The organism is Caulobacter sp. DWR1-3-2b1 (assembly GCF_049895765.1).
Classification (GTDB): domain Bacteria; phylum Pseudomonadota; class Alphaproteobacteria; order Caulobacterales; family Caulobacteraceae; genus Caulobacter.
In genome coordinates this window covers 1-10,930 of sequence record NZ_JAFCSZ010000054.1, presented here as the reverse complement: position 1 = coordinate 10,930, position 10,930 = coordinate 1, and the positions used below count along the sequence as shown (strand labels likewise).

General features: G+C 64.4%; 11 protein-coding genes and 1 pseudogene. 11 read left to right on the top strand and 1 reads right to left on the bottom strand.

Features of this window, described 5'->3' with window-relative positions; genetic code table 11:
* Nucleotides 1-89 precede the first annotated feature (89 nt).
* The 7 genes and pseudogenes from ACP69S_RS21600 (at nt 90) to ACP69S_RS21570 (ending at nt 3,811) form a co-directional block, all read left to right on the top strand.
* Nucleotides 90-740 (top strand): tyrosine-type recombinase/integrase, encoded by a 651-nt coding sequence (locus ACP69S_RS21600; RefSeq protein ID WP_426000748.1) that lies wholly within the window; start codon nt 90-92, stop codon nt 738-740.
* A gap of 69 nt (nt 741-809) precedes the next feature.
* Nucleotides 810-1,193, top strand: a complete 384-nt coding sequence (locus ACP69S_RS21595) for a type II toxin-antitoxin system RelE/ParE family toxin (protein ID WP_426000742.1) — start codon at nt 810-812, stop codon at nt 1,191-1,193.
* Nucleotides 1,177-1,494: a helix-turn-helix domain-containing protein gene (locus ACP69S_RS21590; RefSeq protein WP_426000740.1), complete on the top strand. Its 318-nt coding sequence runs from the start codon at nt 1,177-1,179 to the stop codon at nt 1,492-1,494. Before ACP69S_RS21595 ends, ACP69S_RS21590 begins: the two co-directional genes overlap by 17 nt.
* A gap of 203 nt (nt 1,495-1,697) precedes the next feature.
* Nucleotides 1,698-1,790, top strand: a pseudogene (locus ACP69S_RS21585) (hypothetical protein); the annotation flags it as partial.
* A 39-nt stretch (nt 1,791-1,829) separates the two neighbouring features.
* On the top strand, nt 1,830-2,423 hold the full coding sequence (locus ACP69S_RS21580) for a hypothetical protein (RefSeq protein WP_426000738.1): 594 nt from the start codon (nt 1,830-1,832) through the stop codon (nt 2,421-2,423).
* 80 nt (nt 2,424-2,503) lie between these two features.
* Nucleotides 2,504-2,944, top strand: a complete 441-nt coding sequence (locus ACP69S_RS21575) for a hypothetical protein (protein ID WP_426000736.1) — start codon at nt 2,504-2,506, stop codon at nt 2,942-2,944.
* Between the two features lie 519 nt (nt 2,945-3,463).
* Nucleotides 3,464-3,811, top strand: a complete 348-nt coding sequence (locus tag ACP69S_RS21570) for a DUF2293 domain-containing protein (protein WP_426000734.1) — start codon at nt 3,464-3,466, stop codon at nt 3,809-3,811.
* A gap of 210 nt (nt 3,812-4,021) precedes the next feature.
* Here ACP69S_RS21570 and ACP69S_RS21565 read toward each other — a convergent pair whose 3' ends face one another.
* Complete coding sequence (locus ACP69S_RS21565; protein ID WP_426000732.1) at nt 4,022-4,360, bottom strand: helix-turn-helix domain-containing protein; 339 nt, start codon at nt 4,358-4,360, stop codon at nt 4,022-4,024.
* A gap of 135 nt (nt 4,361-4,495) precedes the next feature.
* Between ACP69S_RS21565 and ACP69S_RS21560 the strand changes: the two genes are divergently transcribed.
* From ACP69S_RS21560 to ACP69S_RS21545, 4 genes are all read left to right on the top strand, one after another.
* Nucleotides 4,496-7,555, top strand: coding sequence for a CHC2 zinc finger domain-containing protein (locus tag ACP69S_RS21560; protein WP_426000730.1), 3,060 nt, complete (start codon nt 4,496-4,498; stop codon nt 7,553-7,555).
* Nucleotides 7,555-8,586, top strand: a complete 1,032-nt coding sequence (gene xerC / locus ACP69S_RS21555; RefSeq protein ID WP_426000728.1) for a site-specific tyrosine recombinase XerC — start codon at nt 7,555-7,557, stop codon at nt 8,584-8,586. The genes ACP69S_RS21560 and xerC overlap by 1 nt, the downstream gene beginning before the upstream one ends.
* A gap of 204 nt (nt 8,587-8,790) precedes the next feature.
* A complete protein-coding gene (locus ACP69S_RS21550) occupies nt 8,791-9,489 on the top strand; it encodes an RHS repeat-associated core domain-containing protein (protein WP_426000746.1) in 699 nt (232 codons plus the stop codon).
* 762 nt (nt 9,490-10,251) lie between these two features.
* Nucleotides 10,252-10,860, top strand: coding sequence for an RHS repeat-associated core domain-containing protein (locus tag ACP69S_RS21545; protein WP_426000744.1), 609 nt, complete (start codon nt 10,252-10,254; stop codon nt 10,858-10,860).
* Nucleotides 10,861-10,930: the final 70 nt, after the last annotated feature.

The following is a 10,930-nucleotide window of genomic DNA, read 5'->3' as shown; positions in this document are numbered from 1 at the left end:
CGCCGCTTTCGCGGCCAAGGGTTTTGGTCTCATCTTCGTTCCTTCGTCACTACGATGAGACCAAAACCCTCCTCTAAACGGAACCCTCAATCTGTCTCAAAGGCGCTGACGGCGGACAGACGGCCGAGGAGGCCGAGGCGGTGCTGGCCCTGCCGGACCTGACCGACCCCATGGGCCTTCGCGACCGGGCGATGCTGGAGGTGCTGTACGCCACGGCGATCCGGCGGACGGAACTGACCCGGCTGATGCTGCACGACATCGACCACGGCCGCGCCTTGGTGGCCGTCCGCCAGGGCAAGGGTCGGAAAGATCGCATCGTGCCCCTGGGCGCCCGCGCCAGGGCCTGGGTGGAGGTCTATCTGGAGAAGGCCCGGCCGCACCTGGTGGTCGGGCGAGATCCCGACATCCTGTTCCTGACCGGCAGCGGCAAGGCCATCGCCCCCAAGAAACTCTCCGACAGGATCAGCGGCTATGTGGCCGGCGCGAACCTGGGCAAGGCCGGGTCGTGCCATCTGTTCCGCCACACGGCGGCGACCTTGATGCTGGAGGGCGGGGCCGACATCCGGTTCATCCAGGAGCTGCTGGGTCACGAGAGCCTGACCACGACCCAGATCTACACCCGCGTGGCGATCGGCAAGCTGTCCGACGTCCACGCCGCCACCCATCCGGCGGCCAGGCTCCAGACCGATCAGCTGGCCGGGATCAGAGCCGCTCTCGCCGGTGAGCCTGACAAGGCCTGACCCAGGACTCGCATCTTTGAATATCACACTAGGTATGATAGAAGCCTGCGACACACGGAACGCTCGGTGATGCGCCTCTACAAGAACGGCTGGTTCGAGAAGTATGCGCGCAAGGAGAAGATCAGCGACCAGGCCTTGCGCGACGCGGTCGGGCGGGCTCAGGCGGGGCTGATCGACGCCGATCTTGGCGGAGGCTTGATCAAGCAGCGGGTGGCCCGGGCCGGAGCCGGCAAGTCCGGCGGCTATCGGGTGATGGTCTTCTATCGCGTGGGGACGCGGGCGGTGTTTGTTTATGGGTTCGCCAAGAACGACCGGGCCAATCTGAGCCGGGACGAGGTGGCGGTGTTCCAGGCGGCGGCGAAGGTGGTTTTGGGACTATCGGAGGCGCAGATGGCGGCCGAGGTGGCGGCGGGACGTTGGACACAGGTGCAGGACGATGACCAAGACCTATAGGAGCCCGGCCCTGGCGGCGGTGCATGAGATGATGGAGGGGCTGCATCAGGCCGGGTCCATCGACAAGCAAACCTTGCGCTCGTTCGATCTGGCCTGTCTGACGCCGGCCACGCCGCTGGACCCCGAGGAGATCCGCGCCATCCGCGAGGCTGAGCATGTGTCCCAGGGGGTGTTCGCGCGCTATCTGAACGTCTCCACTAACCTGGTGTCGGAGTGGGAGCGCGGGCAGAAGCGGCCGGGCGGCCCGGCGCTTCGCCTGCTGACCATCGTGCGCAAGAACGGCCTGGCCGCCTTGGCATAACCAGGCCCATCTTCCTCTCAGCCAGCCTCTATGCACGCCCGCCAGGGCGTGGCTAAGCTCGTCTGGACGATCTTTGAAAACCGAATCCGCGCGCCCCCGTGCAGGGTCATCCGCGTCGCCAAAACCGCCTCAAGGGCCAAATCGGCGCTCCGGGTGAACCTCGCCCGTGTGAGCCGCCGCAAAGCCAGATGGCATAAGGGAAAATCACCCGTTGTACGGCGGGGCCGCGTCGGGGGGCTCTGTCTCTCCAAACCGACCCCATCGGATATGGCGATGGCCTCAACTGGTATGCTTACGTCGGCAACGATCCGCTCAATAAGGCCGATCCGACCGGGTTGGCGGGATGCGGAACCCAGAGTACCAGCGATCGTCAAGGGCTCTCAGGGAGCGAATGCAAGGCTTGGGAGGCCAAGCAGGAGCAAGGCAAGAAAGACGTCGCGGCCACAAAGGGCGCGCTCGCTGCCTACCGAGCCGATCCGGGCGGCGCGCAAGGCAAAACCTTTGCAGGCGCTATGACCAAGGCGTTTGGTGAGGGCGGATTGAGCGCGGGAAATCTCGCAAAACTAGATAAAGCGCTCGGCAAACTGGAAGGCTTTTACAACGACCCCGGAACGGCCCAGGGCGGCAAATACGACCTCTACAAGGCGGGCGACTGGAGCGGTGGCGGCACCATTCGAGGCGGGCAAGTGGCTTTCGGGACCGGCTATTTCGCGTCTACTGGGACGCATAGTCGAATGGCCACAATCCATGAGCCCATGCACTTACAAGGCTTCCAAATGGGTAGAGATATGCAAATGAAGTATCCTAATGGTTACTACTACGGCGTGTATGGCCCTGGCTCGGTCCAAACCTATGCTAGGTCAAACCCCGCAGGCGCCCAAAACAACATCGAAAGCTGGGCTTGTCTGATTGCGCGGGCCTGCAATTGATGTCTCGCCCAGTCCTGATCCTCGCTCTCCTAGCCCCCGCTTTCCTGGCCTCGTGCGCCCAAGCGCAAGCGCTCGACGAAGTGTCGATCCATCTGGACTCGGCTGAAGCCGTGAGCTGCGATAATATTTGCAAGGGCGTGACACTGGCTGTCACAGTGGAGAACAGATCCACACGTCCAGTGTGCTTTTCGATCCGCTATATCAACCGGATCGTTGGCGCTATTTTCATCGCTTCGCCGGGCTCGGAATCCGGGGACGGCTTTCTGGTCGATTCTGAGGCGCTTGACCCTGTGCCCAACACACCAGACCACGCTTCTGAATTTGCCTCGATGCTTAAATCCGAGCCTAATGTCTACGTCGCCCCTGGTGGGAAAATGACCTACTCCGCGAGCACGGGCGATCGCTTCGAGATTCCGAAGATGCCTCTGATTGTAAACCTCGGAATGTACATCTCCGACTGTGAGGGCGGCGAATTTAAGAGGTTGTCGTCCAGCCACGCCCTGACGTTTCCTAGTCGATAGTTGGACTGCCGCCGCTAAGCCGCTCGCTTGCTACGGCGCCTTGTGGGAGGCGCGCTGCGCGATCGGCTCCGCTAGCGCAGTGGCTTTGTCGATAATCTGTCGATGAAATGTAATTATCCGTACAGATGTTGTCGATAATCTGTAATTTTATGTAATTATCTGTAACGCCGATGGCTTTTCCGCTCGCGTACCGCGATCGGCTGGTTATGGACCCCCTTAAGAGGGTCTTTGGGCGGTCAAATCAGCACCAAAATCCCCTTAAAATGGCACTACACCATACGCACCTCTCGGTGCTCGTAACGCCTTGACTTATCTATACTAATCGGATCGCTGATTTTTAGGGGCACTACTCGGCATACTACCGAATCCCGAAAACCCCAATCTCATCAACGCCGAACTCACTACCGGGGGCACTACATCGGCGGCCTCGAACGCGGCGTGTCCGACAGGGCCGATTGCAGCCCGGAATCGGTGGCGCCAACATGGTCGCCGAGCAGGGCGCGGACGGAGGCCGAAACGGTGGGTCGCAAGCGGTGCACGAGCTTCCCGCGCGCGGCCGTGGAGGGGCATGTGAGGGCCAGGCACGGCCTTTGCCCGCCCGAGGTCCTGGCGCACCTGGTCGAGCTGCTGGCGGCCCGGGAATGGGGCGAGCCGGTGACGATCGGCCAGGCCTTCGGTCTGGTGGCCCAGGCCCACGTCCGCCACGCCTTCACCGACTACGACCGCCTGCTGCGGATCCCGGGCATGACGCGTGACGAGGCGCTGCTGATCGTCCGGCCCGAGGTGGCGGCGATCATCGCCGGCTGGGCGACGCCACGCGGCAGCCGGGGCGCGGTTGCCGATCCACCGTGCGAGGTGTCGGCTTAGCGAGCTGGCGAGGGCTTGGCGGGCGCTGGGGCGGCTTCTTGGGGGCTGAAGGGCATCGGTACGGTGGATCAGCAACCGAAACCGTCGCCTGGAACTGGCGACGTTGCTGGAAATGGTCTGAGAGATAGACAAACAGGGGCTCTAAGGAGCGGCTGAGAGCCGATCCTAGAGGCGGGCGCTGCGATGTAGCCGCCAGGCGCGGCGCGGGCGTCAGGACGCCTTGGACCAGATCTTGGCCTGGTGCTGGAGGATCAGCCCTTGGATGATCCGGGTGGCCATCGCCTTGTCCTCGGGATCGAAGGTGGCGACGGCCTCGAAGGCCAGCCTCAGCTCGTCGTCAGGCCCGCGCTCGCCCTCGTCGAACACCAGGGCGTCGATGGAGACGTGCAGGGCCACGGCGAGCTTGCGCAGGGCCTCCAGGGAGGGCTGAGTCAGCCCCGTCTCATAGCGCTTGATCTGCGACTGGTTGATAGCCGTCGCTCGCGAAAGCTGGGCTTGGCTCAGCTTGCGATCGTGCCGGGCTGCGGCCAGTCGTTGGGGGAAGCTCATGAGCAGAATCCGGCGCCAGTAGGGGTGCGCCGGATCATACGGGGGTGAAATCATCGTTCTTGACATCGGTGGCTGACTCGCATGAACAGTAGTGGCTGATTATGCAGTTGACAAGTTTTAGCGAGACCCCCGCCGATGGCCCGTATCCCCGACAGCGAGATCGAGCGGCTGAAGGTGGAATCAGACCTGGTCGGCATCGTCGCGGCCTCTGGGGTGAAGCTGGAAAAGCGCGGCGCCGACCATGTCGGCTGTTGCCCGTTCCACGACGACAAGACCCCGTCGCTGGTGATCAGCCCCGACAAGAACCTGTGGCGGTGCTTTGGGGCGTGCGACGTGGGCGGCGATCCGATCGCCTGGGTGATGCGGCGCGAGGCGGTCAGCTTCCGCCATGCCGTCGAGCTGCTGAAAGGCGACTACGCCCCAGATCCATCGGCCCCTGCCAAGACGCGCTCGACGGTCGCCAAGCTGGCGCCGTTGGCGACGCCCGCCGAGGACGCCGCGCTGCTGGGCGAGGTGGCGAGCTTCTACCATGCGGCCTTGAAGGCCACGCCGGAGGCCCTGGCCTATCTGGAGCGCCGGGGGCTGACCCATCCGGACGTGATCGACACGTTCGGCCTGGGCTACGCGGATCGGACCCTGGGCTATCGCTTGCCGCAGGCCAACAGGAAGGCCGGGGCGGAGGTCCGGGGGCGGTTGCAGGCGCTGGGCGTGCTGCGCGAGAGCGGCCACGAACACCTGCGCGGATCCTTGGTGATCCCGATCCCCGCCATGGATGGAGCTGTCGCCAACCTCTACGGCCGCAAGATCCGCGGCGACCTTCGGGCGGGCACGGCCGAGCATCTGTACCTGCCGGGGCCGCATCGCGGGGTGTTCAACCGCGCCGGCATCCAGGGCGCTGACGACGTGATTCTGACCGAGGCGCTGATCGACGCCCTGACCTTCTGGTGCGCGGGCCATCGCAACGTCACTTCGGCCTACGGGGCCGGCGGCTTCACCGACGAGATCCTGGCCGCCTTGGTCGAAGCCGGGGTCAAGCGGGTGCTGATCGCCTTCGACCGCGACGCGGCCGGCGACAAGGGCGCCGTCGCCGTGGCCGAGCGGCTGGCCGGCGTGGGGATCGGGGCCTATCGGGTCAACTTCCCGAAGGGCATGGACGCCAACGCCTACGCCCTGGCCGTGACCCCGGCCGGCGCCAGCCTGGGCGCCTTGCTGCGATCGGCCGAATGGATCGCGGGCGGGGCCGCCAAGCATGTGGTGATCGACGAGGACGGGGTGATCCTGGGCGAGCCGGTGGAGGCCGCGCCCGGTCCCGATCTTCTCTTAGCCGCTAAGATGGAAATGGCCGATGAGTCGAGCCACGAGTGGCCCAGCCACGCCGGGCCGATCCCGCCGGGACCGTCGCCGGCGATTGAGGCGCAGGTCGGCGAGCGCGACGTGACGATCGCCTTGGGCGACCGGACTTGGCGGGTGCGCGGCCTGGAGCGCAACGTCTCGCTGGAGGCGCTGAAGATCAACCTGCTGGTCAGGAGGGGCGAGGCCTTCCACGTCGATAGCCTGGATCTGCTGAGCGCCCGCAGCCGCACAGCCTTCGCGGCCGAGGCGGCGGCCGAGATCGACATGGCGCCCGAGGCGGTCAAACGGGATCTCGGCCAGATCCTGCTGAAGCTCGAGACGATGCAGGAGGAACGCGCCCTGGCGGCCAAGGTGGAGGCCAACGGTCCGGCCGCGCCGATCCTGACGCCCGAACGCGAGACCGCCGCCCTGGCCCTGCTGCGCTCGCCGAACCTGCTGGACCGGATCGCCGCCGACGTGGCGGCCAGCGGCGTGGTCGGCGAGGCCTGCAACGCCCTGGTGGCCTATCTGGCGGTGATCAGCCGCAAGCTGGAAAAGCCGTTGGCGGTGCTGATCCAGTCGACCAGCGCGGCGGGCAAGAGCGCCTTGATGGACGCGGTGCTGGCCCTGGCCCCGCCGGAGGAGACGGTGGCCTACTCGGCGATGACCGGTCAGAGCCTGTTCTACCTTGGCCAGGGGGATCTCAAGCACAAGGCCCTGGCCATCGCCGAGGAGGAAGGCGCGCGCCATGCCTCCTACGCCCTGAAGCTTCTGCAGAGCCAGGGGACGCTGACGATCGCCTCGACGGGCAAGGACCCGGCCAGCGGCAAGCTGGTGACCCAGACCTATACGGTGGAGGGGCCGGTGGCGCTGATGATGACCACCACGGCGATCGATCTGGACGAAGAGCTGAAGAACCGCTGCCTGGTCCTGACCATCGACGAAAGCCGCGAGCAGACGCGGGCCATCCAGGATCGCCAGCGGTTCGAGGAGACCCTTGAAGGGCTGGCGGCCGGCGAGGACCGCGCCGCGATCGTCGCCCTGCACCAGGACGCCCAGCGGCTCCTTCGGCCGCTGAAGGTGGTGAACCCCTACGCCGAGCAACTGACCTTCCTGGACGACAAGACCCGCACCCGGCGCGACCATCGCAAATATCTGGGGCTGATCCGGGCCATCGCCCTGCTGCACCAGCACCAACGACCGATCCGTCAGCTTGTCCGCCCGGGCCGCGAGGTGGTCGATTACGTCGAGGCGACGATCGACGACATCGCCGCCGCCAACCACCTGGCCCACACGGTGCTGGGGGTGACGCTGGACGAGCTGCCGCCTCAGACCCGCCGGTTGCTGACCCTGGTGCGTCAGATGGTCGAGGCGCGGGCCCAGGCGGCGGGGATCAAGGCCCAGGAGGTGCGGTTCACCCGGCGCGAGGTCCGCGAGGCGACCGGTTGGGGCGACACCCAGGCCAAGGTGCATCTAGGGCGCCTGGAGGAGCTGGAATATCTGCTGCTGCGCCGTGACGCCGGCCGGTTCGTCTACGAGCTGGCCTGGGCGCGCGAGGGCGAAGGCGGCGAGCCGTTCGTCATGGGCCTGATCGACGTCGAGGCCTTGAAGGCCCCGAGCCAGACCCGAAACCGCGAGTACGACGACAACCGGGCGGGGCTGGAGGGCCAGCGGGCGGCCCCCGGTCGGGGCGCGGTCGGGGTGGTGTCGGCCCCCGGTCGGCCCCCTGAAATCCCCGCCAAGCCCAGCGTGGTCAGGCTCGCCGTGCAGGACGACGCCGACGAGGCCGATCAGGCGCATCTGGGCGTGGCGAACGGCGCGGGGTCATACCCATACCCGCACGCCGTGGCCGGTCGGGCCTAGTGAGAGGCGTCAAATCCGCGCCGCTACCGGGCGAGAACGACCGCGACAGCTTGGCGGCCTTCCGTCGCCGCTATCTCGCCGACCTGGTAGTGCGCAACTATGCGGCCGAGACCATCACCCAGCGGGCGGCGGATCTGGCGACGTTCATCCTGTGGTGCCACGAGCGCGGCCTCGCCGAGCCGCGCGACGTGACCAAGCCGATCCTGGAGCGCTATCGCCGTCACCTCTATCAGCACAACCGCGCGGACGGCGCGCCGCTGACCTTCCGGGTGCAGGCGGGGCGGCTGTCGCGGATCAAGGGCTTCTTCGCCTGGCTGGCGGCGCAAAACCACATCGTCGCCGATCCGGCCGCAGCCCTGGAGCTGCCGAGGTCGGAGCGGCGCTTGCCGGCCACGACCTTGACGGCCGATGAGGTGGAGGTGGTGCTGGCCTTGCCGGACCTCTCCGACCCCGTGGGCCTGCGCGACCGGGCGATGCTGGAGGTGTTCTACGCCACGGCGATCCGCCGCACGGAGCTGACGAGGCTCGCCCTGCACGATGTCGATCGCGCCCGCCAAGTGCTGGCGGTGCGCCAGGGCAAGGGCAAGAAGGACCGCATCGTGCCCTTGGGCGCACGGGCCAAGGCCTGGGTGGAGGTCTATCTGGAGAAGGGCCGGCCGCACCTGGTGGTGGGGCGAGATCCCGACATCCTGTTCCTGACCAGCAGCGGCAAGGCCATCGCCCCCAAGAAGCTCTCCGACAAGATCAGCGGCTATGTGACGGCGGCCGATCTTGGCAAGACCGGGTCATGCCATCTGTTCCGCCACACGGCGGCGACCTTGATGCTGGAGGGCGGGGCCGACATCCGGTTCATCCAGGAGATGCTGGGTCACGAAAGCCTCGACACCACCCAGATCTACACCCGCGTGATGATCGGCAAGCTCTCCGAGGTCCACGCCGCCACCCACCCCGGCGCCCGCCTTCAGAGCGACCAGCTGGCCGCCCTCCGTGCGGCCGTGGATGCCGCCACGGCGCCCGACGACCAGGCGTAACCGCCCGGCTTCTTCCTCTCAGCCAGCCTCTATGCACGCCCGCCAGGGCGTGGCTAAGCTCGTCTGGACGATCTTTGAAAATCGAATCCGCGCGCCCCCGTGCAGGGTCATCCGCGTCGCCAAAACCGCCTCAAGGGCCAAATCGGCGCTCCGGGTGAACCTCGCCCGTGTGAGCCGCCGCAAAGCCAGATGGCATAAGGGAAAATCACCCGTTGTACGGCGGGGCCGCGTCGGGGGGCTCTGTCTCTCCAAACCGACCCCATCGGGTACGATGATGGGCTGAATATGTACGCCTATGTGGGCAATGACCCGCTGAACGCGACTGATCCGACCGGACGCGAGGCAAATGTCTGCGGCAACCAGGTCTGCATAACTCCCGAGGATCGGACGGTGCCTGCCGTCACTATTCCGAACAATGTCGGGGCTCGAGGTTTCACTCCTGGCACCTCAAACTTCCACGACTATGACGTTCGTCACAGAACAGGAATGGAAGGCTCTGCTGCAGCGGGTGCTATCGGTGACGCGATAGCTAACAATCCAACACCCGGTGATGATCAGCGCTCTAGCCCAAAAGGAACTCGAAATGATGTCGGGGCTCTGCCTACAACTGATGGCACAAACATCGTTAGATCGTTTTTGATACCTTCTCCCAATACGTCGAAGTTTACCGATATTACTGTCAACTATACCGTCGCGGGGGAACACGGAATGAACGAGGGGTTCGTGTATCAGTTCGGAGCGATCGGGGCGGATGGATCAATAACCATGAGGACTTATGGTGAAGGCCATGCTTGGCGCCAAGACCCACTGCTGGGCTTCATCTGGCGTCCCGCTGTCAGTGACGTCTGGCATACAAATCAGTCGCAAAACATAGTTGCGGCAAGAAGAGCGTTGGCGCGATAATGACGAATTTTTCAATCAAAACCGTTGGCGCGGTCGCACTTTCTATTTTCGCGCTGGCTGCGCTCATATTTGTATTTGAGTTTACGTACATATGGTATTTGAAGTCAGCGGACCTCCTAGTTTTTCGTGGAATTGAATCTTCCGCCGTAGCTTTGTTGGTGTTCGTGTGGATTTTTTACCCATCAAGATTATTAAGTATTATGATATCTGCGACCGGTCTCATTTTTCCGCAGGCTATCACCTCAATATCTAGGCCAATTTCTGTACCATACGTTTTGTTGGTCCTGTTTGTTTGCTTTGCATGCGCCGCCTCAGCGCACATCTGGCTTTCCATCAATCGGAGGATGAAGGGGCGGAGGGCTAGATAACAGGGCATGGTGTTGTCAGCTTAACCGGGCGACCCCGAGGCTCCAGGGCTGGACACGGTTCGTCTAGGAAGGCACCCATCCCGGCGCGCGCCTTCAGACCGACCAACTGGCCGCCGTCCGCGCGGCGCTGGCCGCAAGCTCCGCGTCCGACGACCGGGCCCAATCGCCCGTCCCATCACCCTCTCAGCCGGCCTTTTCCCGCGCCCGCCAGGGCGTGCGAAAGCTCCTTTGAAAATCGAATCCGCGTGCGCCCGTGCAGGGTCATCCGCGCCGCCAAAACCGCCTCAAGGGCCAAATCGGCGCTCCGGGCAAACCTCGCCCGTGTGAGCCGCCGCAAAGCCAGGTGGCGTAAGGGGAAAACGCCCGAGTTACGACAGGGCCGCGTCGGGGGGATCTGTCTCTCCAAACCGACCCCATCGGGTATGAGGACGACTTCAACCTCTACGCCTACGTTGGCAACGACCCGCTCAACAAGACCGATCCGACGGGGAACATCGCTCTTCCCTTGCCCTTGCTTGCTGCTTGCGCGGGGCCACAAGCCGTCGCTTGCGGTGTTGGACTTGGGGCTGCGCTCGTCGTGGGGGGCTCCATCGCCTGCGCCACTTCTGATCAATGCCGATCCGACGTCGCCAATATCGGTCGTGGAATTGGAGATGCGATCGGCGGACTCATCCATTCCAACGACTCAAATCCAGTCCCCGACGGAGTGAAGGACAATATTCCTTCAGGCTGGGGTGACGGAAAGCCGACGGACGATGGTGGATGGGAGTGGAAGGTGCCTGGGAAGGCGGGCAAAAATGGTGATGGCGTGCGCTGGTCGCCAGGTAATCCAAACTCCAAGGGGGAGAATGGACGAGGCCCTAACGTCAAAGTTACTTCTGGCGGAAGGCGGCTCGACGCTGATGGCAAGCCCGTCACTCCCAGTTATCCTGGCGAGAAAACTGGGCAGCGCGATGATACCCACATTCCTGAAGATCGGTTCAAGGACTGGAAGAAGTGGTAGATTTTAACGTGTCCAGCATTCGTGCCAATGCAGATCGTAGATTTGAAATAATTAGCTGTATGCAGGATTT

Excerpts from the sequence above, each read along its gene's own strand:
- ACP69S_RS21560 (WP_426000730.1), top strand. The coding sequence starts at position 4,496 with ATGGCCCGTATCCCCGACAGCGAGATCGAGCGGCTGAAGGTGGAATCA.
- ACP69S_RS21590 (WP_426000740.1), top strand. The coding sequence starts at position 1,177 with ATGACCAAGACCTATAGGAGCCCGGCCCTGGCGGCGGTGCATGAGATG.
- ACP69S_RS21595 (WP_426000742.1), top strand. The coding sequence starts at position 810 with ATGCGCCTCTACAAGAACGGCTGGTTCGAGAAGTATGCGCGCAAGGAG.
- ACP69S_RS21565 (WP_426000732.1), bottom strand. The coding sequence starts at position 4,360 with ATGAGCTTCCCCCAACGACTGGCCGCAGCCCGGCACGATCGCAAGCTG.